The sequence below is a fragment of the Martelella sp. HB161492 genome, from assembly GCF_013184775.1.
Taxonomy (GTDB): Bacteria; Pseudomonadota; Alphaproteobacteria; order Rhizobiales; family Rhizobiaceae; genus Martelella.
The window spans coordinates 21930-45197 of record NZ_JAATVV010000009.1; the positions used below are offsets into that span (position 1 = coordinate 21930).

At 59.5% G+C, this 23268-nt stretch carries 21 protein-coding genes; 10 read left to right on the forward strand and 11 right to left on the reverse strand.

The window, feature by feature from the left end:
- Window position 1: 1 nt before the first annotated feature.
- Both xdhA and HCK86_RS15520 read right to left on the reverse strand, forming a co-directional pair.
- A complete protein-coding gene (xdhA, locus tag HCK86_RS15515) occupies window positions 2–1462 on the reverse strand; it encodes a xanthine dehydrogenase small subunit (protein ID WP_176085393.1) in 1461 nt (486 codons plus the stop codon).
- 32 nt (window positions 1463–1494) lie between these two features.
- Window positions 1495–2271 (reverse strand): 3-hydroxybutyrate dehydrogenase, encoded by a 777-nt coding sequence (locus tag HCK86_RS15520; RefSeq protein WP_176085394.1) that lies wholly within the window; start codon window positions 2269–2271, stop codon window positions 1495–1497.
- Window positions 2272–2542: 271 nt separating this feature from the next.
- On the opposite strand from HCK86_RS15520, the gene HCK86_RS15525 reads away from it, so the two are divergent.
- From HCK86_RS15525 to der, 6 genes are all read left to right on the forward strand, one after another.
- On the forward strand, window positions 2543–3586 hold the full coding sequence (locus HCK86_RS15525; RefSeq protein ID WP_176085395.1) for an LLM class flavin-dependent oxidoreductase: 1044 nt from the start codon (window positions 2543–2545) through the stop codon (window positions 3584–3586).
- A gap of 40 nt (window positions 3587–3626) precedes the next feature.
- Window positions 3627–4385 (forward strand): type I methionyl aminopeptidase, encoded by a 759-nt coding sequence (map, locus tag HCK86_RS15530; protein WP_176085396.1) that lies wholly within the window; start codon window positions 3627–3629, stop codon window positions 4383–4385.
- Window positions 4386–4511: 126 nt separating this feature from the next.
- Window positions 4512–5798 (forward strand): peptide antibiotic transporter SbmA, encoded by a 1287-nt coding sequence (sbmA, locus tag HCK86_RS15535; RefSeq protein ID WP_176085397.1) that lies wholly within the window; start codon window positions 4512–4514, stop codon window positions 5796–5798.
- A 138-nt stretch (window positions 5799–5936) separates the two neighbouring features.
- Window positions 5937–6524: an NnrU family protein gene (locus HCK86_RS15540; RefSeq protein WP_176085398.1), complete on the forward strand. Its 588-nt coding sequence runs from the start codon at window positions 5937–5939 to the stop codon at window positions 6522–6524.
- A gap of 123 nt (window positions 6525–6647) precedes the next feature.
- Window positions 6648–7430 carry a tetratricopeptide repeat protein gene (locus HCK86_RS15545; protein WP_176085399.1) on the forward strand — a complete coding sequence of 261 codons (783 nt, stop codon included), beginning with the start codon at window positions 6648–6650 and terminating at the stop codon, window positions 7428–7430.
- Between the two features lie 143 nt (window positions 7431–7573).
- Window positions 7574–9001, forward strand: coding sequence for a ribosome biogenesis GTPase Der (der, locus tag HCK86_RS15550; RefSeq protein WP_176085400.1), 1428 nt, complete (start codon window positions 7574–7576; stop codon window positions 8999–9001).
- On the opposite strand, the gene HCK86_RS15555 is transcribed toward der, so the two are convergent.
- Window positions 8998–10044: a glycosyltransferase family 1 protein gene (locus HCK86_RS15555; protein WP_176085401.1), complete on the reverse strand. Its 1047-nt coding sequence runs from the start codon at window positions 10042–10044 to the stop codon at window positions 8998–9000. The two genes, der and HCK86_RS15555, sit on opposite strands and share 4 nt — an antisense overlap.
- 215 nt (window positions 10045–10259) lie before the next feature.
- Here HCK86_RS15555 and HCK86_RS15560 point away from each other — a divergent pair, with 215 nt between their 5' ends.
- Window positions 10260–11906 carry an alpha-glucosidase family protein gene (locus HCK86_RS15560; RefSeq protein ID WP_176085402.1) on the forward strand — a complete coding sequence of 549 codons (1647 nt, stop codon included), beginning with the start codon at window positions 10260–10262 and terminating at the stop codon, window positions 11904–11906.
- Between the two features lie 75 nt (window positions 11907–11981).
- The gene (locus HCK86_RS15565) at window positions 11982–13610 is read left to right on the forward strand and encodes a hypothetical protein (protein WP_176085403.1); all 1629 of its coding nucleotides are present in this window, start codon (window positions 11982–11984) and stop codon (window positions 13608–13610) included.
- 25 nt (window positions 13611–13635) lie between these two features.
- Here the strand turns inward: HCK86_RS15565 and ade are convergent, their stop codons facing one another.
- The 8 genes from ade to HCK86_RS15605 all read right to left on the reverse strand — a co-directional run bounded on the left by ade (window position 13636) and on the right by HCK86_RS15605 (window position 22062).
- Window positions 13636–15339 carry an adenine deaminase gene (ade, locus tag HCK86_RS15570; RefSeq protein WP_176085404.1) on the reverse strand — a complete coding sequence of 568 codons (1704 nt, stop codon included), beginning with the start codon at window positions 15337–15339 and terminating at the stop codon, window positions 13636–13638.
- A 92-nt stretch (window positions 15340–15431) separates the two neighbouring features.
- The gene (locus HCK86_RS15575) at window positions 15432–16304 is read right to left on the reverse strand and encodes an aldose 1-epimerase family protein (RefSeq protein WP_176085405.1); all 873 of its coding nucleotides are present in this window, start codon (window positions 16302–16304) and stop codon (window positions 15432–15434) included.
- A 117-nt stretch (window positions 16305–16421) separates the two neighbouring features.
- Window positions 16422–17750 (reverse strand): aspartate aminotransferase family protein, encoded by a 1329-nt coding sequence (locus tag HCK86_RS15580; RefSeq protein WP_176085406.1) that lies wholly within the window; start codon window positions 17748–17750, stop codon window positions 16422–16424.
- A 134-nt stretch (window positions 17751–17884) separates the two neighbouring features.
- Window positions 17885–18223 (reverse strand): metalloregulator ArsR/SmtB family transcription factor, encoded by a 339-nt coding sequence (locus HCK86_RS15585; RefSeq protein WP_176085407.1) that lies wholly within the window; start codon window positions 18221–18223, stop codon window positions 17885–17887.
- Between the two features lie 93 nt (window positions 18224–18316).
- Window positions 18317–19048, reverse strand: a complete 732-nt coding sequence (locus tag HCK86_RS15590) for a pyridoxamine 5'-phosphate oxidase family protein (protein WP_176085408.1) — start codon at window positions 19046–19048, stop codon at window positions 18317–18319.
- A gap of 89 nt (window positions 19049–19137) precedes the next feature.
- Window positions 19138–20193 (reverse strand): choline ABC transporter ATP-binding protein, encoded by a 1056-nt coding sequence (choV, locus tag HCK86_RS15595; protein ID WP_176085409.1) that lies wholly within the window; start codon window positions 20191–20193, stop codon window positions 19138–19140.
- On the reverse strand, window positions 20190–21035 hold the full coding sequence (gene choW / locus HCK86_RS15600) for a choline ABC transporter permease subunit (protein ID WP_176085410.1): 846 nt from the start codon (window positions 21033–21035) through the stop codon (window positions 20190–20192). The genes choV and choW overlap by 4 nt, the downstream gene beginning before the upstream one ends.
- Before the next feature lie 76 nt (window positions 21036–21111).
- Window positions 21112–22062, reverse strand: coding sequence for a choline ABC transporter substrate-binding protein (locus HCK86_RS15605; protein WP_176085411.1), 951 nt, complete (start codon window positions 22060–22062; stop codon window positions 21112–21114).
- A gap of 182 nt (window positions 22063–22244) precedes the next feature.
- Between HCK86_RS15605 and HCK86_RS15610 the strand changes: the two genes are divergently transcribed.
- Together HCK86_RS15610 and HCK86_RS15615 are read left to right on the forward strand one after the other, a co-directional pair.
- Window positions 22245–22826 (forward strand): thymidine kinase, encoded by a 582-nt coding sequence (locus HCK86_RS15610; RefSeq protein ID WP_176085412.1) that lies wholly within the window; start codon window positions 22245–22247, stop codon window positions 22824–22826.
- 35 nt (window positions 22827–22861) lie between these two features.
- Complete coding sequence (locus HCK86_RS15615; protein WP_176085413.1) at window positions 22862–23257, forward strand: c-type cytochrome; 396 nt, start codon at window positions 22862–22864, stop codon at window positions 23255–23257.
- Window positions 23258–23268: the final 11 nt, after the last annotated feature.

The following is a 23268-nucleotide window of genomic DNA, read 5'->3' on the forward strand; positions in this document are numbered from 1 at the left end:
TTCACACCTCCGCGGTTTCAAAGCGGACGAGTTCCTGGCGCTCGCCTGTGGTTTCGAGGAAGAAACGGGTCAGAAGGTTCTTCGCCGTCAGCATCCGATAGGCCGATGTGGCGCGCCAGTCGGAGAGCGGACTGAAGTCGCTTTCAAAGGCGGCGCGCACGGTCTCGATCATCTCCTCGGTCCATGGCTTGCCGGCAAGGGCAGCCTCGACATGGCTCGCCCGCTTCGGCGTTCCGGCCATGCCGCCAAAGGCGATGCGGGCCTCTTTCACCGTTTTGTCGTCGGCAAGGCTGACGAAGAAGGCACCGCAAAGGGCGGAAATATCCTCCTCCCTGCGCTTGGAAAGCTTGTAGACCGCATAGTGACTGCCGGTTGCGGGCTTCGGCACGGTGATCGCCTCAACGAATTCGCCGGCGGCGCGGTCCTGCTTGCCGTATTCGATGAAGAAATCTTCAAGCGGCAATGTGCGGCGGCCTTCGGTCGATGCCAGCGTCACCGTTGCACCAAGCGCGATGAGGGCAGGCGGGGTGTCGCCGATCGGCGAACCATTGGCAATATTGCCGCCGATCGTGCCCATATTGCGCACCTGCTGGCCGCCGATCCGGTCGATCAGCCTGCCAAGTGCCGGGATTGCCTTGGCCAGAACCGGGAAGGCTTCAGAATAGGTGACGCCAGCGCCGATGGTGATCTCCGCATCGCTGTCGCTGATTGTCTGCAGCGCGTCGATATGATTGATGAACACCACCGGATCGAGCGGCCGCATCTGCTTGGTGACCCAAAGTCCGACATCGGTGGAACCGGCGACGATGGTGGCCGCCGGCTCACGGGCGAGCACTGCGGCAAGATCGTCCGGTGTTGCCGGAAGGATGGCGCGGCTCTTGCCATCGCCGATGGTGATGGTTTCGTGCTGCTTCAGCGCTTCAAGCGCGGTGATCACGCTGTCACGCTCGCGGGCAATCGCATCGAATGCCGCGTCCGGCCGGGTGGCTGCGGCGCGCTCCGCTGCCTTGACGATGGGCTCATAGCCGGTGCAGCGACAGAGATTGCCCTGCAAAGCCTTCTCGATGGCTGCCCGCGAGGGGTTTTCGTTTTCCATCCACAGCGCATAAAGCGACATGACGATGCCCGGCGTGCAGAAGCCGCATTGGGAGCCATGCATGTCAACCATGGCCTGTTGCACGGGATGCAATGTACCGCCTGTCGCCAGATGCTCCACCGTCACCACATGGGTGGCGTTGAGCGAGGCGACAAAGCGGATGCAGGAATTGACCGTCTCATAGACCAGCCTGCCGCCCGAAAGCCGGCCGACAAGTACGGTGCAGGCACCGCAATCGCCCTCCGCGCAGCCTTCCTTGGAGCCGGTCATGCGCTTTTTCAGCCGGAGAAAGTCGAGTAGCGTCTCGGTTGGAGACAGGGTCTCCAGCGCTATGGCTTCGTCATTGAGTATGAAACGGATCGTCATCAAAACTTCCTGCTTAAGGGTGGTCGGGCGGCCTATTGGGCCGTCCAGCCTCCGTCGATCGAAATATGCGTGCCTGTGATCTGTTTTGCGTCGTCACTGGCGAGAAACAGCGCAGCGGCTGCAATCTCCTGCGTGGTGACGAATTCCTTGGTCGGCTGGGCGGCCAGCAGCACATTCTGCTTGACCTCTTCCTCGGTGATGCCGCGCGCCTTGGCCGTATCGGGGATCTGCTTTTCGACCAGCGGCGTCAGCACATAGCCGGGGCAGATCGAATTGCAGGTGATGCCGAAGGTCGCCAGTTCCAGCGCCACCGTCTTGCTCAGTCCCATCACGCCATGCTTGGCCGCGACATAGGCCGATTTGAAGGGCGAGGCGACAAGGCCATGCGCGGAAACCAGATTGATGATCCGTCCCTTGCCGGCCTTCTTCATGATCGGCACGGCATGGTGGATCGTGTGGAACGAACTCGACAGGTTGATGGCAATGATCTGATCCCACTTTTCCGTCGGGAAATCCTCAACCGGGCTGACAAATTGAATGCCGGCATTGTTGACCAGCACATCAAGGCCGCCAAACGTGCGCTCCGCTGTTGCGATCAGGTCGGCAATCTCTTCCGGCTTGGTCATGTCGGCCGGATGGTAGATCACCGCGCCATCGCCGAGACTGCCGACGCGGGCGACCGCCTGATTGATATCCTCCTCCTTACCAAAGCCGTTCAGCACGACATTATCGCCGGCCTTGGCAAAGCCTTCGGCGATGCCCAGCCCGATGCCGCTTGTCGAACCTGTAATCACTACACTGCGTGCCATTCAGAATGTCTCCTCAATCCATTCTCCGCTCTCTCACAGAAGCGTATCACTTCCACGTTAAGCGCATTGTGCGGCGCTTTCAATCTGCGATGCGACAGTCATATGCCAAGTTTCAAGCGCTATTTTGCTGGCAGTGTGCGCGCTTTTCGGCATCGCAACCGACCGTCTGCGTGAAAACAGTGTTCACTGATCGGGCACGATCTGCCTCTTCTATTCCGTCAGTCATGAACGATATTGTGGTGCAAGAGAAATACTATTCTGCGGAGCCAGCATGGAACTTGGAATTTTCACCTTTGCCGATGTCGATCCCGCCGACGGCATTGATCGCGGACAGGAAGCAGAACGGCGGATGAAGAACCTGCTGTCTGAGATCAGGCTTGCGGACGAACTCGGCCTTGATGTCTTCGGTGTCGGCGAACATCACCGGGTTGATTATCTCGTGTCGTCACCGGCAACGGTGCTGGCGGCCGCTGCGGCCACGACGACAAAGATCAGGCTCACCAGCGCGGTCACCATCCTGTCTTCCGACGATCCTGTTCGGGTGTTCCAGCAGTTTTCCTCCGTCGATCTGATCTCCGGCGGCCGGGCCGAAATCATGGCCGGGCGCGGTTCCTTCATCGAATCCTTTCCGCTCTTCGGCCATGCGCTGGAAGATTACGATCAGCTTTATGCCGAAAAACTCGATCTGCTGCTGAAGATCCGCGACAATGAACATGTCACCTGGTCCGGTCAAACGCGGCCGCCCCTGACCGGGCAGGGCATCTATCCGCGTCCGGTTCAGAACCCGCTGCCGGTCTGGATTGCGGCTGGCGGCACGCCGCAATCCATGGCGCGGGCTGGTTTTCTCGGCCTGCCGCTGATCATCGCCATCCTCGGCGGCCAGCCACGCCGGTTTGCGCCACTTTTCGATCTTTACGCCCGGGCTGCCGAACAGGCGGGCCATGATCAAAAGAGCCTGAAGCGCGGGATCTCGGTTCATGGCTTCGTCGCTGAAACCGCGGACAGGGCGCGTGACATTTTCTACGCACCACAGGCCGCCGTGATGAACAGGCTCGGCCGCGAGCGTGGCTGGGGGCCGACATCGCGCGCCCAATTCGATGCCTCGACCGGGCCAGAGGGTGCGCTCTTTGTCGGGGATCCGGAAGGTCTGGCGAAAAAGATCGTCGCCCATGCCCGGATTTTCGGGCTTGACCGTTTCATGCTGCAGATGGCAGTCGGTCTCGTGCCGCATGACGAACTGATGCGGGCGATCGAGCTTTTCGCCACCAAGACCGCGCCCATGGTGCGCGACATGCTGGCGGACGACAAGGCATAGGGCCTGGCGAATCCTTTTGCCGGGTTTGGAAAGGGCTGAAATGATTGTAGAAACCGAAGCAGAACTGGCGGCACTGAAGGAGATCGGGCAGATCTGCGCGCTGGCTGTGAAAACCATGGCAGAGGCGCTGGAACCCGGCATCACCACGCGTGAACTCGATCTGATCGGCCGCAAGGTGCTGGAAGATCACGATGCACGCTCGGCGCCTGAGGTCTGCTATGCCTTTCCTGGCGCGACCTGCATTTCGGTAAACGAGGAAGTCGCCCACGGAATTCCGGGTGATCGCGTGATCGGCGCTGGCGATCTCGTCAATCTCGACGTTTCGGGCGAAAAGAACGGCTTCTTTGGCGATACGGGCTCGTCTTTTGCCGTTCCTCCGGTTTCCTCGCGGGTCTCCAAGCTCTGCCGGGATGGCAGGCGAGCCATGTGGGTCGGTATCAATCAGGTCAAGCCGGGTGCCCGTTTCGGCGCGATCGGCGACGCGATCGGCAAATTTGCCAGCAAAAACCACTATACGCTGATTCAGAACCTTGCCAGCCACGGTATCGGCCGCTCGCTGCATGAGGAGCCGTCGGAGCTGTCGACCTGGCCGGATCGCAGCGACCGGCGCCAGATCTCCGAGGGTCAGGTCTTCACCATCGAACCCTTCCTGTCGCTCGGGGCGGAATGGGCGGAGGAAGAGGACGAAGAGTGGATCCTCTACAGCCAGCCGCGGGCCTTGACCGTGCAATACGAGCACACGCTGGTTGCGACACGGAACGGGCCGCTGATCCTGACGCTGGCCGACGGTCAGCGCTGAGGGTGGCAGGCTCTGCCGAAACCACCATTTCGAAATATTAATGTTTACCTACTACTTCTTGCCTGAATTACTGGTTCAGTTGCGTATAATCGCGCCCTGCACGCAGCATTTTCAGAAGGTGTTTTCTTGTTCCAGTCGTTCTTTCCGAAACCGCATCTGCTTTTTTCATCGGCCGTTATCTGGGCGCTGATCGGCGTCGTCTCATGGTACACGATCGGCCAGCAGGTCGGCATCAATCTCGGTTTCGCGCTCTCGCCAGCCGACCAGAACCGTGCAGGGCTCGGCTATTTCGTGACCGCGGATTTTGTCTGGTTCTACCTCTATTATGCGTTCTTCACGCTGACATTCGGTGCCGCATGGTGGTTCATGGGCGGCAATCACCGCTGGCAGCTCTGGTCGATCTGGGGCTCGTCGCTGATTATCTTCATCACCTATTTTTCCGTCCAGGTTTCCGTCGCGCTCAACAACTGGAACCGGCTTTACGGTGACATGCTGCAGAAGGCCTTTGAGGGCAAGCAAGGTGTGACTGTCGGTGATTTCTATTCGCTGTTCGTGATTTTTGCCGAGATCGCCGCCGTTGCCATCACCGTCTTTGCCTTCCAGCGCTTTTTCGTCAGCCATTATGTGTTTCGCTGGCGCACGGCGATGAATGACTATTATGTCAGCCTGTGGCCCAAGGTTCGCCATATCGAAGGCGCTTCCCAGCGTATCCAGGAAGACACGATGCGTTTCGCCACCATCATGGAAGGACTGGGCGTGTCGATGATCAATGCGGTCATGACGCTGATCGCCTTCCTGCCGGTGCTGTTTGCCCTTTCAAGCTACGTGAAGGTGCTGCCGATCGTCGGCTCCATACCCGCGCCACTCTTCACCGCGGCAATCATCTGGTCACTGTTCGGTACGGTGTTTCTGGCCGCCGTCGGGATCAAGCTCCCGGGTCTTGAATTCCGCAACCAGCGCGTCGAGGCCGCCTATCGTAAGGAGCTGGTGCTGGGCGAGGACTATGAGAACCGCGCCGATCCGCCGACGCTGAAAGAGCTGTTCACCAATGTCCGGAAAAATTATTTCCGGCTCTATTTCCACTACACCTATTTCAATCTCGCCCGGTCGTTCTTCATCAACGCCGATAATATCTTTTCAACCGCGATCCTGGTGCCGACCATCGTCAGCGGCACGATCACGCTCGGCATCTTCAACCAGATTTCCACCGCCTTCGGGCAGGTTTCGAATTCCTTCCAGTATCTGGTGAATTCCTGGACAACGATCGTCGAACTTCTGTCGATCCACAAACGTCTGCGATCCTTCGAGGCCGCCATTGAAGGCATTGATCTGCCCGAGATCGAGCAGGAGCAATACATGGCCCCCCGTCAGGATCCGGCCAGTTCGGTGACGAGAACCCGGCCCGGTCCCTGATATCGTATCAGGCGGCTTTTAAACCGGCGCTTCGCCCTAGCCGCTCTGCCCATGGCGTTTCCGGAAACCGATTTCGATTTTCGGGACATTGCGATAGGGTGAGCGCCAGATATCCGGTCCTTGGAAGAGGGGTTCTCCATGGCAATGCTCGTCGTTGCAGTTCTGATTTTCACGCTTCTGCATCTCATTCATGCCTTCGCACCGGCTTTTCGCCAGCAGATGATCGACCGGCTTGGCGAGAAGGGCTGGCGCGGGGTTTTCTCGATCGCCGCACTGGCCGCCTTTGTCTTCATGGTCTGGTCGTTCGGTCAGGCCCGGCAGGTCACCGGCGTTCTCTATGCGCCGCCGTTCTGGATGGCGCATATCACCATCCTTCTGATGCTGATTGCGATGATCTGTCTGTCGGCCAGCTTCTTTCCGCCCGGGCATATTGCCCGTGTGATGAAGCATCCGATGGTGGTCTCGGTCAAAGTCTGGGCGTTCGCGCATCTGCTCGCCAATGGCGAAACGGCGTCGGTGATCCTGTTTGCCGGCATCCTGATCTGGGCCGTCATCCTGCGGATTGCCCTTGCCCGGCGTGAACGGGCGGGGCTCTTGACGCGCAAGCCCTTCGTGTCCGCACGTTACGATCTTTATGCCATCGTGCTCGGTCTGGTGCTGTGGGGGCTGTTCATCTGGAAGCTGCATCTCTGGCTGATTGGCCTGCCGATCAGCTTTGCGGCTTGAAAAATACATCAAATTGCCGGGACATTCCGTCCCGTTCCGGCATTTTGTCCTTACAACAGCCGAAAAATAGGCTAGAAGGCCCGGCACTGGAACATGATTTATCAGTGCCGGAGTAGGTAGAATATGGCCAACCAGAACGACAGCTTTATCCGCGAAGTCAATGAGGAACTGCGCTCCGACCGGATGCGCGATGCCTGGCGTCGCTATGGCCGCTATCTCATTGCGCTCGCCGTTCTGGCCGTTGTCGGCACGGCTGCCTGGCGCGGTTACGAATATTGGCAGGACCGCAAGGCGGCAAGCTCCGGCGATATTTTCATGACGGCGCTGAACCAGATCAAGGCTGGCGAGAACGACGCTGCCAAGAAGACGCTGGCCGAACTTGAAGCCTCCGGTCATGGCGACTATCCGGTGCTGGCCAAGCTGCGTGCGGCAACGCTTCTGGAGCAGAACAGCGATACCGCCGCTGCCATTTCGGCATTCTCCGCCATCGGCAAGGATCGCGCGGTTCCCGAGGCGCTTCGTCAGGCTGCAAAGCTGCGTGCCGGCTGGCTGCTGGTGGATACCGGCACCTATGATCAGGTGTCGTCCGAGGTTGAGGAACTGGCCGTCGACGGCAATCCGTTCCGCTTCTCGGCGCGGGAAATCCTCGGCCTTTCCGCCTTCCGCAACGGTGATTATGATGAAGCCAAGCAGCTTTTCGATGAAATTACCGGCGACAGCCAGGCGCCGGTGAATATCCTCAACCGTGCCCAGATCGTGCTTGATGTGATGGCCGCCGACGGTGACACCAAGCCGGATGCTGCCCCGGCTGCAGACGATCAGACGCCGGCTGCCGCAGACGATGCCCAGTCCAGTGACGAGCAGCCTGCCGGTGATGATGCCAAGGCAGACAGCGACACCAATTAAGCCTGCATTGCCAGAGCTTTAGGCGCAATTCCGGAAAAGCGGCCACCACGCTCTTTACTCGGAATTGCGTAAGACAAAGAGTTAGCGCATTTTCGCTTTTCAGGGAAAAGCGAAAATGTTTGCGTTTTAAGGGAAGAACCATCATGAGCTTCAAGGTTGCCATCGTCGGGCGTCCGAATGTCGGCAAGTCGACGCTGTTCAACCGGCTCGTCGGGCAGAAGATTGCCATTGTCGACGATACGCCGGGTGTGACCCGCGACCGTCGTCCGGGCGAAGCCAAGCTCTACGATCTCCGCTTCACCATCATCGATACGGCCGGTCTTGAAGAGGCGGGTGCTGACACATTGCCGGGGCGCATGCGTGCGCAGACGGAAGCAGCGATTGACGAAGCCGACCTGTCGCTGTTCATCGTTGACGCGAAGATGGGGCTGACGCCGGCCGACAGCACGCTGGCCGACATGCTGCGCCGTCGCGGCAAGCCGGTTGTGCTGGTTGCCAACAAGTCTGAAGCGCGCGGTTCCGATGCCGGTTTCTACGATGCCTTCACGCTGGGCCTTGGTGAACCCTGCCCGATTTCGGCTGAGCATGGCCAGGGCATGACCGATCTGCGCGACGCGATCATTGCGGCGATCGGCAAGGAGCGTGCCTTTCCCAAGGAAGAGCCGGTCGATGAGGCGCTGACCGATGTCATGCTGACCAAGGAAGAGGCCGACGATCCGGATGCAGCGCCTGCCTATGATGACAATAAGCCGCTGCGGGTTGCCATTGTCGGTCGCCCCAATGCCGGCAAATCGACGCTGATCAACCGCTATCTCGGCGAAGACCGGCTGTTGACCGGGCCTGAGGCCGGGATTACCCGCGATTCGATTTCGGTCGAATGGGAGTGGCGCGGCCGGCCGATCAAGCTCTTCGATACCGCCGGCATGCGCCGCAAGGCGCGCGTGATCGAAAAACTCGAAAAGTTGTCGGTTGCCGATACGCTTCGCGCCATCCGCTTTGCCGAATGTGTTGTCATTGTCTTCGACGCGACGATTCCGTTTGAAAAACAGGATCTGCAGATCGTCGATCTGGTGATCCGCGAGGGCCGCGCCGCCGTGCTGGCCTTCAACAAATGGGATCTGATCGAGGATCAGCAGGCGCTTTTGAGCGAGCTCAGGGAGAAGACCGAGCGTCTTCTGCCGCAGGCGCGCGGTATCCGTGCCGTCACGGTTTCGGGAGAGCGCGGAACCGGGCTGGACAAGCTGATGCAGGCAATCGCCGATACTGACCGGGTCTGGAACAGCCGCATCTCGACGGCCAGGCTCAATCGCTGGCTCGATGGTCAGCAGGTCTCGCATCCGCCACCGGCCGTCTCCGGCCGTCGCCTGAAGATGAAGTACATGACGCAGATGAAGACCCGTCCGCCGGGCTTCATGATTTCCTGCACCCGTCCCGATGCGGTGCCGGAAAGCTATATCCGCTATCTGATCAACGGCCTGCGCAATGATTTCAACATGCCCGGCGTGCCGATCCGGCTCTATTTCCGTGCCGGGGACAATCCGTTTGAGCACAAGCGGCGCAAAAAACGCTAAGCGTCGAGATCACGATGAGCGCTGCGGATGTTGTCGTAAAACTGTGCCGCAGACGCCTGCCAGGAATAATGATGCGAGAGGGCAATTGCCGCCTCTCGTGAACAATCCATTGCCCGAAGGGCGGCGGCGGCGAGGTCATCATCAAGCGCGCCGGCGTCTGCATGACCGCCGAGAATGTCGAGCGGCCCGGTGACCGGATAGGCGGCCACAGGAACGCCGCTTGCCAGTGCTTCAATGATGGTGTTGCCGAAAGTGTCTGTCCTGGACGGAAAGACGAACACATCGGCCTGCGCATAAGCCTTCGCCAGCGCCTCGCCATGCAGCATGCCGGTGAAATGGACTGCCGGATGAGCGTTCTGGAGCGCCTCGCGCGCCGGCCCGTCGCCGACCACAACCTTGGTGCCTGGCAGATCGAGATCGAGAAAGGCAGGCAGGTTCTTTTCCACGGCCACGCGCGACACTGTCATGAAGATCGGGCGTTCAAGGCCGAAAGGCTGTTCTTCACGCGATCGCGGGTGAAACAGCGTGTGGTCGATGCCACGGCTCCAGCGCATCAGGTTTTTCAGGCCGCGTGCTTCAAGCTCTCTGGCCAGACTGTCGGTTGCCACCATGCAGCCGTTACCGGAATTGTGAAACCAGCGCATGAAGCGGTAAAGCAGGCCGATCGGCACCGGAAAGCGTGCCGAGACATATTCCGGAAAACGGGTGTGATAGCTGGTGGTGAATTGGATGCCGTTTTTCAGGCACCAGCGCCGGGCCTTCAGGCCGAGCGGACCTTCTGTGGCGATGTGTACATAGTCGGGCCTTGTCGCGCTGATCGCCGCACTGACGCGGCGGTAACTTGCCAGCGCCAGGCGGATCTCCGGATAGGTCGGCATCGGCATGCTGCGAAACAGTTGCGGCGTAATCATCGACACGGCAATACCGCGCTTTTCAAGCTCCGTATTGGTGTTCTCGATTGAACGGACGACACCATTGACCTGCGGATGCCATGCATCGGAGATGATGGTCAGTCGGCTTGGCGCATCGCTCTTATTCGTCATTCGGGCTTTCCGATTCGGGAACGGGGCTGCCAGTCTTGGCGGTCACGCCGTGTTATCTGCGAATGATGATGGTTTTATTACATAAGGTTGCGCCGGCGATATGCTGCGCGCCGGCATGCACCATGCTGCGCAGCAGCATCTTTGGCAATCGACACATTTACGACGCGCTGTGCCGGCTATAGTCTGTGGCGCAAACAGGCAATCGGGGACAGGGCATGAACAAGCAAAAGGGTGGCAAACGCCTCTGGTGGCGCGGCGGGGTGATCTACCAGATCTATCCGCGTTCGTTTCAGGACACGAGCGGTGATGGCATTGGCGATCTGAACGGCATTACCCGCAGGCTCGCTTATGTTGCCGAGCTTGGCGTTGACGCGATCTGGCTGTCACCTTTCTTCAGGTCGCCCATGGCCGATATGGGCTATGACGTCTCCGACTACTGCGATGTCGACCCGATGTTCGGCACGCTTGCGGATTTCGATGCGCTGGTCGCTGAAGCGCACCGGCTCGGGCTGAAGGTGATCATCGATCAGGTTCTCTCGCACACATCCGACAAGCATCCCTGGTTTACCGAGAGCCGGTCTTCGAAGGACAATGACAGGGCGGACTGGTTTGTCTGGGCAGATGCCAAGCCGGATGGCACGGCACCCAATAACTGGATGTCCGTTTTCGGCGGGCCGGCCTGGGAGTGGGACGGCGTCCGCAAGCAGTATTACATGCACAATTTCCTGGCATCACAACCGGACCTGAATTTCCATTGTCAGGCGGTGCAGGATGCGCTGCTTGAAACGGTGCGCTTCTGGCTGGAACGCGGTGTTGATGGCTTCCGGCTCGACACGGTGAATTATTATTTCTGCGATGCGGAGCTGCGCGACAACCCTGCCGTCGATGGTGAACTCGGTCCCTCGGGGCTCGATGCGCCGGATGTGAACCCCTATGGTTTCCAGCAGCATCTTTTTGACAAGACGCGTCCGGAGAATATCGCCTTTCTCAGGCGGTTCCGGGCTTTGCTTGATGAATATGACGACCGTTCTTCTGTCGGCGAGGTGGGCGATGGTGCGCGTTCGCTGAAGACGGTGGCCGACTACACGTCGGGCGGCGACAAGCTGCATATGTGCTACACCTTCGATTTCCTCGGGCCGCATTTCTCGCCCGCTCATATTCGCGATTGCGTGACGGACTTCTTTGACGTCGTGGCCGATGGCTGGGTCTGCTGGGCCTTTTCCAACCATGATGTTGACCGTCATGTCTCCCGCTTTGCCAGGAATGATGCCGAAAGGGCGCCGGTCGCCAGGCTGGCACTTTCGGTCATCACATCGCTCAAAGGTTCGGTCTGCCTTTATCAGGGCGAGGAGCTTGGACTGCCTCAGGCAGAACTGGCGTTTGAGGATCTGCGTGACCCCTATGGCATTCGCTTCTGGCCGGCTTTCAAGGGAAGGGACGGATGTCGCACGCCGATGGTCTGGAATGGGCAGCAGCCAAATGCCGGCTTTTCGTCTGCCAAACCGTGGCTGCCTGTGCCGGAAACGCATGTCTCGCTCGCTGCGGCAAGCCAGGCGGTCCAACCGGACAGTGTCTACATGCATTATCGGGCGATGCTGGATTTTCGGCGTGAGCACGATGCCATGTTTGACGGCGAGATCGCCTTCATCGATTGCGCTGACGAGGATATTCTGGCCTTCACGCGTGAGGCCGATGGCGAGCAGCTTCTGTTTGTCTATAATTTTGCTGACGAGCCGCGACGTTTCACGCTTGAAACCACGCTTGAGGGGTTGAAGCCGCTCGATCTTCCCGGCATGCATGCGGAACTGAACGGCGCGACGGTTGATCTTGGTGCCTTTGACGGCTTCTGTGCCCGTGTCTGACGGGAGACGCGGGGCCAAGCGGGAGCTTTATTCTGTTGTTGGCCGAAGGCGGCGAGGGGGCAGACTTCCGTAGAATTGATTTCAAGTTCACAGGACTTTGGCCCAATTTTTCCTGTAAGCCCTATTACAGGAGAATTGCTTATGGTTGTCGTCAACCCTGCTTCGCCAGCCAATCCTTCGGGTATCAGGCAGGCTCTGCCTGAGCGTGGAGAGGCAAATGAGGGCACAGGCGGTTCCGCACGGCAGGGCCATTCGGAAGCCTCGAACGAGCGGCTTGCAACGCTTCTCAATGCCTGTTCAACGCAGATCATCAAGTCTCTTGAAGCCCGAGATATCACCAACTTCGTCAAGGCGCTGCCGTCGATGAAAAGTGATGAGCAGCTGGCTTATGCCGCGCGGGATTTTCGCAAGGCATTTGGGTATCACGCGGTCAAGGGCATGCTGCTGGGCGCCAATGCTGATGGCTATGACCTCCGGTTCGGCGAAGAGCGCTATCAGGAGCGATTGCATGACGTGATCAAGCAGGGGCTTGGGCGAATTGATACCGGCCTGTCTGGCGCGCATTTTCATACCGCCCTGACAGAGGTGCAGAAAAGCCGGCTTCTCGGCGATTTCAGCCTCGACACCGCGCCGGAAGAGCACCGGCAGGCGCTTTTCGATCGCGCTCTTGGCCTGGCCGAGCAAATTCGCAGCGGTACAGCGGTCCATCGCCATGACGATATCGCGATCTATAAAGGACTGGCGCAGGGTCTTGAACTTCTGCCTCTGGAAAGCCGGGCAAGCTGCTATGACCGCATCGCCGCAGCGATTGAGCGCGGGCCATCGCCCCGCGATCATGAGCGCGTCCATCTGTGGGGCATGCTTCATGCACTCGAAAACAGCGATGACATCATCGAAAGGCTGCAGGATGCCCTCGACAATGCCGAGCCATGTCTGAAGGATCCGAAACTTGCTAAGCTCTTTGGGCAAAACGTCGGGACGGCGTTTGCGGCCCTGGCTGCAGCAGAACCGCCTCTGGCGCGCGATTTGGATCACGCTCTGTTTTCCCGCTTTGCCGGCCTTTGCCTTCAGATTGACGATGACACGGTCCGCCAGACGCTTCTGAGGGACAATCTGCGTGAAAATCTACGTCCGGTACGGATCCATAATTTCGCTTTCGAGCGTCTGAACATTCTGATGAACACCGCTGTATCGTTGTCGCAACCGCGCCTTGGCAGCGCTGTGGAGGCTATTCGGGAAAGACTCCTGCTGTCTCCCCGCCTCAGCAACGACCAGCGGCGAGATGCCTATGGCAAGTTGCTGACGCTGACGAACCATCTGGACAGGGATGGCAAAGCAGATGTGTGCCATCGGCTTGCCAAGGAGTCTCTCTTATACTGCGACGAAGCCGTAAGGCCGGCCTTGTTTGATTTGCTGGTCGAAAACTGCCCTCCTTTCTCCGATATCAAGAAGGCAGATGAGCGCAAATGGCTTAAGGTTACCACTACCCTTGCCGCGAAGATTGTCACTCGCTATCGCGATGACCCTGTAAATTTTGATGTGACCCGAACAAAGCTTGTCAATCACATCCTTCGTCACCCGCTTCCCTCAAAGCGCAAACTCCTTCGAGTCCTGGCCAGGCAGCTTGCCGGGGAGCCGGAGCTTGCCAATTTCGCACGGGAGGTCCGGGATCTGCAGGAGCAGGCTCAACGATCGGAGCGGTGAGCCGAACGCCCGAGGGGCGAAAGGATCAGAGCCCCTGATCGAGCAGGCGGAAATTGTCAACGTCAACCATGCCGCGGTCTGAGATCTTCAGATGCGGGATGACCGGCAGTGGCAGAAAGGCGACCTGAAGGAAGGGTTCTTCAAGCGTTGTTCCGAGGTCGTAGGCGGCCTGACGCAGGCTGACGAGATTATCGCGGACGACTTCATACGGGTCCAGACTCATCAGACCGGCAATCGGCAGGGCGATCTCGCCTTTGATCTTGCCGCCTTCGGCGACGACAAAGCCGCCGCGGATCTGCTTCAGCCGGTTGACGGCCAGCGCCATGTCGTCTGCATCGACACCGACAACGCAGATATTGTGGCTGTCATGGCCGACCGTTGAGGCAATGGCACCGCGCTTCAGGCCGAAGCCCTGCACGAAGCCATTGGCGTGATTGCCATTCTTGCCATGCCGTTCGATCACGGCCACCTTGATGATGTCGTTGTCGAGGTCAACGCTGGCTTCGTTGCCGGATTTCGGCAGATGGTAGCGGCGATGCTCGGTGATGATCCTGCTGGGCACGACGCCGATGACGGGCCAGTCCGTGTCGCGTGCTGCCACGGAAAAATCGGCAGGCGCAACCGCTTTGGCCTTGACGCTGTCGAGGCCGACGGCGTCAACAGGCTGGCGCGTATCAAACAGAGCCTCGTTCACCAGTCGGCCGCCAGAAAACACCATCTCGGCACGGCAGTCCTCAAGGCTGTCAATCACCACCAGATCGGCGCGCTTCCCCGGAGCAACAAGGCCGCGATCGAAAAGGCCGAAAGCCTTGGCGGCAGAAATCGAGGCGGCGCGATAGACCGCCAGCGGCGATGCACCTGCGGAAATGGCTGTGCGGATCATGTAGTCCAGATGGCCATGCTCAGCAATATCAAGCGGATTCCGGTCGTCGGTACACAAGGCGATATAAGGTGACAGCCGCTCGGTGATGAGCGGTGTCAGGGCGGCGAGATCCTTGGATACCGATCCCTCGCGGATCAGGATATGCATGCCCTTGCGGATCTTCTCCAGCGCTTCCTCAGCCGTCGTCGCTTCATGCTCGGTTGAAATCCCGGCCGAGATATAAGCATTGAGATCGCGTCCGGACAGAAGCGGCGCATGGCCATCGATGTGACCGCCGGCAAAGGCCTTCAATTTTGCCATGGCGACGGGGTCCTTGTGGACGACGCCGGGAAAATTCATGAATTCTGCCAGGCCGATCACCTTTGGATGGTCGCGGAATGGCAAAAGGGCTTCCACCGGCAGGTCGGCGCCGGATGTCTCCAGATGCGTTGCCGGCACACAGGAAGACAGCTGCACGCGGATATCCATGATCGTCTCGAGGGCGGATTCGAGAAAGAAGCGGATCCCCTCGGCGCCGATGACATTGGCAATCTCATGCGGATCGCAGATCACCGTCGTGACGCCGCAGGGCAGGACACAGCGGTCGAATTCATGCGGGGTGACGAGCGAGGATTCGATGTGGAGATGGGTATCGATAAAACCCGGAACGACAATACGGCCGGAAATATCGATCTCGCGAGCGCCGGCATAATTCTCGGTCGTGCCGATAATCATGTCGCCGCAAATGGCGATGTCCGATGCCACAAGTTCGCCGGTGACCAGATCGAAAAACTGTCCGCCCTTGAGGACGATGTCGGCCTTTTTGCGCCCTGTCGCCTGGTCAATTCTGTCTTCAAGCGTTGCCATGGAGCCTCCGAGAGCCACAGATGATTCTGTCGACAATAACGGTTGGCGTCCGGCTTGGAAATGGGGCGGGGCGAGACGCCGCCGCCGCGCGCTCAGCCTTCAACGGCTACGGTAAAGGAGAATTCCACCGCTTCTCCCGGCGGCAGGATTTTGGTCGAGGGCCGGTTCAGGATATCCGATCCCTTGCCATGGGCTTCGGCCATGCCGTGCCAGGGTTCGATGCAGATATAGGGCGCACCGGGCTTGGTCCACAGCGCCAGATTGGGCAGGTTCTCAAAGGTGAAGGCGAGCGAGGGGCCGTTTTCAGCACTCAGGGTCAGCTGGTCGCCCGCGCCTTCGGGAAAGATCATTGCATCGTCGATGAAATAGTCATGATCCAGTGCCAGCAGGCCTTCGGAGAACGGGGAGGGCAGCGGCGTCAGGTCGATCAGGCCATCGCGCAGACGCACGAGTGGCGGTTCCGCCCGGTTTTCCAGCGCGACGTGATGGACGCTTCCCTTGGTCATGCCGGGCATCGGCCAGCAGAAGGCCGGGTGGAAGCCAAAGCCGAAGGGCATTGCGACCTTGTCATGGTTCTCGACGCGCGCCGTCACCTTCAGGCTTCGGCCTTCAACGGCGTGGGTGATGGAGAGCAGAAAGTCAAAGGGGTAGGCGGCGCGGGTCTCATCGGAGGGGCCAAGCTCCATGCGGCACAGGCTGTCGGTCTTTTCCGCCACGCTGAAGCGCGCGCGCCGCGCAAATCCATGCTGCTTCATCGGCATGCGCACGCCGTCGATCTCGATCATGTCATTGGCCGCCTTGCCGACGATCGGAAACAGGATCGGGGCGCGTCCGGCCCAGAACGCCGGATCGCCGCTCCACAGCCATGAACGGCCATCGGACGTATCGAGTGACTGGGTTTCCGCGCCGAGTGTTGCGACGGTGACGACAAGGTCGTCATTGGCAATGCGAATGGTCTCGGACATGGAATCTCCTCGTTTCTGCCGGCCACATCTGGCAGGCATTTCAGTCCATTTCTGTGCGGGCTGCAATGAAAAACGCCGCGTTTTTTGAGGACGCGGCGTTTCAGGTTCTCGCAAGTGTCAGGCGGTCGCCATTAGCACCTTGCGCAGCTTTTCGAACAATTCGTCGATCTCCGACTTGGAGATGATCAGCGGCGGCGACAGGGCGATGATGTCGCCGGTGGTGCGGATCAGCAGGCCGTCTTCATAGGCCTTGAGGAAGGCGTTGAAGGCCCGCTTGGTCGGCTCGCCTGCAAGCGGCGACAGCTCGATCGCGCCAATCAGGCCGATATTGCGAATGTCGATGACGTGCGGGCAGTCACGCAGGCTGTGCAGCTGTTCTTCCCAGTAGGGGCCGATTTCGGCGCCACGGGTCAGAAGGCCTTCTTCCTGATAGGTTTCAATGGTGGCCAGGCCGGCGGCCGAAGCGATCGGGTTGCCGGAATAGGTGTAGCCATGCATGAATTCGATGGCATGATCCGGCCCGTTCATGAAGGCATCATGGATTTCGTCACGCACAAAGACGGCACCCATCGGGACGACGCCGTTGGTGAGGCCCTTGGCGGTCGTCATGATATCGGGAACGACGCCGAAATACTCCGATGCGAAGGCGGCACCCAGGCGGCCATAACCGGTGATGACTTCGTCGAAGATCAGCAGGATGCCATGCTTGGTGCAGATGTCGCGCAGGCGCTTCAGATAGCCCTTCGGCGGAATGAGAACGCCGGTGGAGCCCGAAACCGGCTCGACGATGACGGCGGCAATGCTCGAGGCATCATGCAGGCCGATGATGCGTTCCAGATAATCGGCCAGTTCCACGCCATGCTCCGGCTCACCCTTGGTGAAGGCGTTCTTTTCCGGCATGTGGGTGTGGGGCATGAAATCAACGCCGGGCAGCATCGGGCCGAAGGTCTTGCGGTCCGCGACAATGCCGCAGACCGAGGTGCCACCGATGTTGATGCCGTGATAGGCGCGCTCGCGGGCGACGAACATGTAGCGCGAACCTTCGCCGCGCACCTGATGATAGGCGCGGGCAATCTTCAGCGCGGTATCGACCGATTCCGAGCCGGAATTGGTGAAGAATACATGGTTCATGCCTTCGGGCGAAATATCCGTCAGACGGTTTGCAAGTTCGAACGCCTTGGGATGGCCGAGCTGAAAGGCTGGTGCATAGTCAAGCTCTGCGGCCTGGGCCTGGATCGCTTCGGTGATCTTCGGGCGGCAATGGCCGGCATTGTTGCACCACAGGCCCGCCGTACCGTCGAGAACCTTGCGACCGTCATGGGTCGTGTAATACATGTCCTTTGCTGCGACAAACAGGCGCGGTTCCTGCTTGAACTGCCGGTTGGCGGTAAAGGGCATCCAGAAAGCCCGCATATCGTTCGGGGTGATATTGCGTCGATCAGACATCAACTGCTCCACTGAAAAAAGCCCGCTCAGCGGGCTGACTGTTCTTGGTATTTTTGTGGCCGCAAATTAGCAGGGTAAAGCGATGCGTCAAGCACGAACGATGTGAGACCAAAGATCGCGCCGCGACAACGCTGTCATGGCATGCTGGGCTGAACAGCGGAATGCTGGGGCCACTCGGCTTCCTGGCCGTAGATATCTTCCAGTGCACCAAGCAATTTGAGGACCGGATCGGCATTGCTGGTGTAGAAAATCGTCTGAGCCTCACGACGCGTGGTCACAAGATTATGAGCGCGAAGTTTGGACAGATGCTGGGAAAGCGCCGACTGGCTGAGGCCGACGCGATTTGCCAGAACGCCGACCGGCAGTTCACATTCAACCAGCGCACAAAGAATTTCCAAACGTTTTGCATTGGCCATTGCGGAAAGGACACCTGCAACGTTTGTGGAGCGCTCGGAAAGGGTTTTCGTGTTCATTCTAGTGTTCCGGTTTTCGCATTTTCGCGGTTCTCGCCGCTTCAGCTACTTTTGTCTGTTTTGCATAAATAAAATTGACGCCTGCGTATACTGTCAAATCTTGGATATTCGCTGTTTTTGTCGAGGAAAGGGCATTCTCGGCACATATTCCGTCATTCCCAGCGTACGTAACGCGATGCGCGACAAGGTTGCGCCATCGAAGAGGTCAAATCCGAGAGGGTCGGCGCCGACGCATTTCATCCCGGCAAAAGCGGGAAGCCCGCCATTTTCGATCTGGTCTGTAACGATCCGGATCATTTCCATATCGTCAAAGCCCTCGGCGGGATCTTCGGCACCGCGCGGCATCAGGTCTTCTGCCGAAAGCGCGAAGGCCTGTCCGAAACCGCCATTGAGGCTGGCCGACAGCGGCTCAAGGCGGAAAAAGGCGAAATCGGGAAAATCGATGTAGAGCGCGGATTTTGGATGCCGGAGCAGAAAACGCGTGCGCAAACGGTCATGATCGGCGCTGTCACGTCGGACAATCGCCGCATGGCATTTCAGGGTCATGCGTGCGTGGGCAAGCGGATCGCCTTTGCCCGGCTCGCCAACGAGGAGCGAGATGCGAGCGTCTGCCTCGATCGCCTGACGATGGGGGGCGAGCCGCGACAAAAGCAATGCAGGCGTGCCGTCGGCGCAAAAGCCGATCAGAACGCGACTGACCAGCGGAAAGCCCGTTTCCGGCTCAAGCGTTGCCAGAGCCGCAAAACGCGCTTCATGCAGCAGACGCTCAGCCAGCAGCCGTGCGTCATCATCTGTCGCACGCAGGATTTTCGTCGCTTCCGCCATGATCGACTCTGATTGGTTAACTAGGGCGAACTTATCATATTATCTGCGAAAAACCATGATGTTTTCGAAGGATGTGCGGGGAACTGCTGTCAGCCACCGTCCTGTTTGCGGTGGACGGTGAGGCCCGAGACGATGTCGCGCGCACCAATCGTGCCGATGATGCGGCCGTGATCGACGACCCCGATACTGCCTTCACTGCCGGCGATGACATCAAGGATATCGAGCAATGGCGTATCCGGCCGCGCCGTGCCCGCGACACTGGCTCGCAGGCCCTCGGCTACCGTGCTCGGCTGCATCACATCGGCGGCGGTCAGCATGTTGATCGGGTTCATGTTCTGGACGAAGTCGAACACGTAGCTGTTGGCTGGCCGGCTTACGATCTCGCGCGGTGTGCCGCACTGGATAATGCGCCCGCCTTCCATGATGGCGATGCGGTTGCCGAGCTTGAAGGCCTCATCGAGATCGTGGCTGACGAAAAGAATGGTCTTTTTCAGCCGGCGCTGGATATCCAGAAGTTCATCCTGAAGATGCGAGCGGATCAGCGGATCAAGCGCGGAGAAAGGCTCATCCATCAGCAGGATCGGTGCGCCGGTGGCAAAGGCGCGGGCAAGTCCGACACGCTGCTGCATGCCGCCGGACAGGGCGGCGACCGGATGATTGGCCCATTGCGACAGATTGACCAGTTCCAGCTGCTGCTCGACCCGACGCTTGCGCTCGGCTGCCTTCACGCCGGCCAGCTCCAGCCCGAAGCCGACATTTTCCGCAACACTGCGCCAGGGCAGCAGTGCGAACTGCTGAAACACCATCGAGACGGTGTGCATGCGCAGATCCCGCAGCACCTTTGCCGGCGTGTGATAGGGATCGACCGGACCGTGACTGGTTTCCACAACCACCCGGCCGCGGGTGACGGGGGCAAGGCCGTTGACGGCGCGCATCAATGTCGACTTGCCGGAGCCCGACAGTCCCATCAGAACCAGGATTTCGCCTTCTTCAACGGCAAGCGATGCATCGGCGACACCGACGACATTATCGGTTTTCCTGGCGATCTCGTCGCGGCTGTGGCCGGCGTCGATCAGCGGCAGTGCCTGCTCTGGCTTGTGGCCGAAGACGATATCGACATTTTCAAACAGGACCGCAGCACTCATTTCTTGTCTCCCGCGCCGTCAACCTTGAACATGCGGTCGAGAATGATCGCCAGAATAACGATACAGAGTCCCGCTTCAAAGCCCTTGGCGACATTCACGGTGTTGAGCGCGCGCAAAACCGGCACGCCAAGTCCGTCAGCCCCCACGAGCGCGGCGATAACCACCATGGACAGCGACAGCATGATGGTCTGCGTCAGTCCGGCCATGATCTGGGCCGTGGCATAGGGCAGTTCGACCTTCACCAGCACCTGCCATGAGGTGGCGCCGAAGGATTGCGCCGCTTCCACCAGCGGGGCGGGCGTCGAGACGATGCCGAGGCGTGTCAGGCGGATCGGTGCGGGAATGGCGAAGATGACGGTGGCGATCAACCCCGGCACCATGCCGAGGCCGAACAGAATAAGGGCCGGGATCAGATAGACGAAGGTCGGGATGGTCTGCATCAGATCGAGCAGCGGACGCAGCACCGTGTAGAACCATTGCCGGCGCGCGGCGATGATGCCAAGCGGGACACCGACCAGCATGGAAACGGCGCTTGCGGCGAGCACCAGCGACAGCGTCTCGGTGGTTTCCTTCCAGTAGCCCTGATTGATGATCAGCAGAAAGCCGAGGATCGTGCCGATGGCGACCGTGACTGACCGGCGGAGCGCAAAGGCGATCAGCGCGATAACGGCCACCACGGCGAGCGGCGGCGGCGCTTGCAGCAGATAGAGAAGACCATCGATGACGGCCGACATCAGATTGGCAAGCGCATCGAAGAAGCCGGCGCCATGATCAGTCAGCCAGTCGACGGCGAGCTTGGCCCACCGGCCGAGGGGAATTGGGTGTTCAGTCAGCCAGTCCACGTTTTTCGTCCCGGATTGACGCATTCAGGGGAGGGAACGACGGCCAGTCTCAGGCCGCCGCTCCGGTATGAAAGGCTCAGTTGATGCCAAGCGCGGTCTTGACGGCAGGCAGTGCATCGCCAGAGCCGTCAAAGGTGGTGACGCCCTCAAGCCACGGGCCAAGCGTATCCGGATTGGCCTTCAGCCAGGCTGTTGCTGCCTTTTCCGGATCCGTGCCATCATCGAGGATGGCACCCATGATCTCGTTTTCCATGGGCAGCGAGAATTTCAGGTTCTTCAGGAAGGCACCGACATTGGGGCACTCATCGAGATAGCCTGCGCGGACATTGGTGTAGACGGTCGCGCCGCCAAAATCGGGCCCGAAGATGTCATCGCCGCCGGAAAGATAGGTCAGGTCAAACTTCGCGTTCATCGGATGCGGTGCCCAGCCGAGGAAGATGATCGGCTTCTTGGCCTTGTCGAGGCGGGCGACCTGGGCGAGCATGCCCTGTTCGGAGGATTCGACGATCTGGAAATCACCAAGGCCGAAATCGTTCTTGTCGATCATGTCGATGATCAGGCGATTGCCGTCATTGCCCGGCTCGATGCCGTAGATCTTGCCGTCGAGCTCATCCTTGTGCGCAGCGATATCGGCGAAATCCTTGATGCCAAGGTCCGCGCCATATTCATTGGTGGCAAGCGTGTATTTCGCACCTTCGAGATTTTCGCGAACGGTTTCAACCGAGCCATCGTCGCGATAGGGGCCGATATCGCCTTCCATGGTTGGCATCCAGTTGCCAAGGAAGACATCGATATCCTTGTTCTTCAGCGCGGTATAGGTCACCGGAACCGAGAGGACCTTGGTGTCGGGCTCATAACCGATGGCTTTCAGAATAACGCTGGTGGTGGCCGTTGTCGCAGTGATGTCGGTCCATCCGACATCGGAAAAGCGGACGGTCTTGCAGCTGTCCGGATCGGCGGCCAGCGCCCCTGTCGAAAGAATTGCCGTGATCGCCAGAGCAAGGGCCGATCGTTTCAGTTCCATCATGACGTCTCCATCTGTTCCCGTTTGCCAATTGTCTGTTTTGTAGCGGCTGTGGCAGCTCAACTCAACCGTTGCGCAGGGTGCCCGGCGGGGAACCGCGTGCGCTTTTCTGTGGCTAGTCGCATTTTGGGCTTTTTCGTGACCGCCGGCAGCGGCATTTAGAGGCAACACCGAAAGACAGGACCATGGCCAAGCTACATTTCCACTATGCCACTATGAACGCAGGCAAGTCGACACTCCTGCTTCAGGCCGCCTATAACTATCGTGAACGCGGCATGCATGCCGTTATTCTGGCTGCTGCCTTTGATGACCGGGCCGGAACCGGCATTGTCGCCTCGCGCATCGGGCTCAAGGCCGAAGCCGAGGTTTTTGATGCCGACACCGATCTCTTTGAGATGGTCGTGCGGCTGAATGCCGAAAGACCGATCGACTGCATCTTTGTCGACGAGGCGCATTTCATGACAGCGGCCCATGTCTGGCAGCTGGCCCGCGTTGTCGATGAAGCAAAGCTGGCGGTGATGGCCTATGGGCTGAGAACCGATTTCAAGGGCGCACTCTTCCCGGCAACGGCGGAGCTTTTCGCCCTTGCCGACGAAGTGCGTGAGGTGCGCACCATCTGCCATTGCGGCCGCAAGGCGACGATGGTGGCGCGGCTTGATTCCAGTGGCAATGCCCTGATAGACGGACCTCAGATCGAGGTCGGCGGCAACGAGCGCTACGTCTCCTATTGCCGGATGCACTGGAAGGAAAAGACCGGGCGACGCTGAGTGCGGATGACCCTGGCCAATCGGGATAAAGGTTCATGCATGTCGTTCGCCATATCATTGCCGCTGTAACGGCCCTGCTGCTTGCCGCAGCGCCCGCGCTCGCCGCTGGCGATGCGGCAAAGGGGCAGGCCCTGTTCAACCGCTACTGCAAGGCCTGTCATACGGTCGAGGGGACCCAAAACCGGGTCGGCCCCTATCTCGCCGGTGTGACCGGTCGCCCGGTGGCGACTGCTGAGAACTATCATTACACGCCAGCGATGCGGGCCTTCGCAGACACGCATCCTGAATGGACGCCGGATCTGCTGGCCGGCTACCTGGCCAATCCGCGCGCGCAGGTTCCCGGCACCCGCATGGCCTATGCCGGCACGCGCGATCAGCAGGCTGCGGCCGACCTTGCCGCCTATCTGAAGAGCCTGCCGGCAGCGCAGTAGGCCTGTTGCCG

What these genes read in the sequence shown, in the direction of transcription:
- HCK86_RS15540 (WP_176085398.1), top strand. Translation starts at nt 5,937, where the DNA reads ATGGCAATGCTCGTCGTTGCAGTTCTGATTTTCACGCTTCTGCATCTC.
- HCK86_RS15605 (WP_176085411.1), bottom strand. Translation starts at nt 22,062, where the DNA reads ATGATGGAACTGAAACGATCGGCCCTTGCTCTGGCGATCACGGCAATT.
- HCK86_RS15545 (WP_176085399.1), top strand. Translation starts at nt 6,648, where the DNA reads ATGGCCAACCAGAACGACAGCTTTATCCGCGAAGTCAATGAGGAACTG.
- xdhA (WP_176085393.1), bottom strand. Translation starts at nt 1,462, where the DNA reads ATGACGATCCGTTTCATACTCAATGACGAAGCCATAGCGCTGGAGACC.
- HCK86_RS15520 (WP_176085394.1), bottom strand. Translation starts at nt 2,271, where the DNA reads ATGGCACGCAGTGTAGTGATTACAGGTTCGACAAGCGGCATCGGGCTG.
- HCK86_RS15610 (WP_176085412.1), top strand. Translation starts at nt 22,245, where the DNA reads ATGGCCAAGCTACATTTCCACTATGCCACTATGAACGCAGGCAAGTCG.
- HCK86_RS15560 (WP_176085402.1), top strand. Translation starts at nt 10,260, where the DNA reads ATGAACAAGCAAAAGGGTGGCAAACGCCTCTGGTGGCGCGGCGGGGTG.
- HCK86_RS15525 (WP_176085395.1), top strand. Translation starts at nt 2,543, where the DNA reads ATGGAACTTGGAATTTTCACCTTTGCCGATGTCGATCCCGCCGACGGC.
- HCK86_RS15580 (WP_176085406.1), bottom strand. Translation starts at nt 17,750, where the DNA reads ATGTCTGATCGACGCAATATCACCCCGAACGATATGCGGGCTTTCTGG.
- ade (WP_176085404.1), bottom strand. Translation starts at nt 15,339, where the DNA reads ATGGCAACGCTTGAAGACAGAATTGACCAGGCGACAGGGCGCAAAAAG.
- choV (WP_176085409.1), bottom strand. Translation starts at nt 20,193, where the DNA reads ATGAGTGCTGCGGTCCTGTTTGAAAATGTCGATATCGTCTTCGGCCAC.
- HCK86_RS15575 (WP_176085405.1), bottom strand. Translation starts at nt 16,304, where the DNA reads ATGTCCGAGACCATTCGCATTGCCAATGACGACCTTGTCGTCACCGTC.
- HCK86_RS15555 (WP_176085401.1), bottom strand. Translation starts at nt 10,044, where the DNA reads ATGACGAATAAGAGCGATGCGCCAAGCCGACTGACCATCATCTCCGAT.
- HCK86_RS15590 (WP_176085408.1), bottom strand. Translation starts at nt 19,048, where the DNA reads ATGGCGGAAGCGACGAAAATCCTGCGTGCGACAGATGATGACGCACGG.
- HCK86_RS15585 (WP_176085407.1), bottom strand. Translation starts at nt 18,223, where the DNA reads ATGAACACGAAAACCCTTTCCGAGCGCTCCACAAACGTTGCAGGTGTC.
- map (WP_176085396.1), top strand. Translation starts at nt 3,627, where the DNA reads ATGATTGTAGAAACCGAAGCAGAACTGGCGGCACTGAAGGAGATCGGG.
- HCK86_RS15615 (WP_176085413.1), top strand. Translation starts at nt 22,862, where the DNA reads ATGCATGTCGTTCGCCATATCATTGCCGCTGTAACGGCCCTGCTGCTT.
- der (WP_176085400.1), top strand. Translation starts at nt 7,574, where the DNA reads ATGAGCTTCAAGGTTGCCATCGTCGGGCGTCCGAATGTCGGCAAGTCG.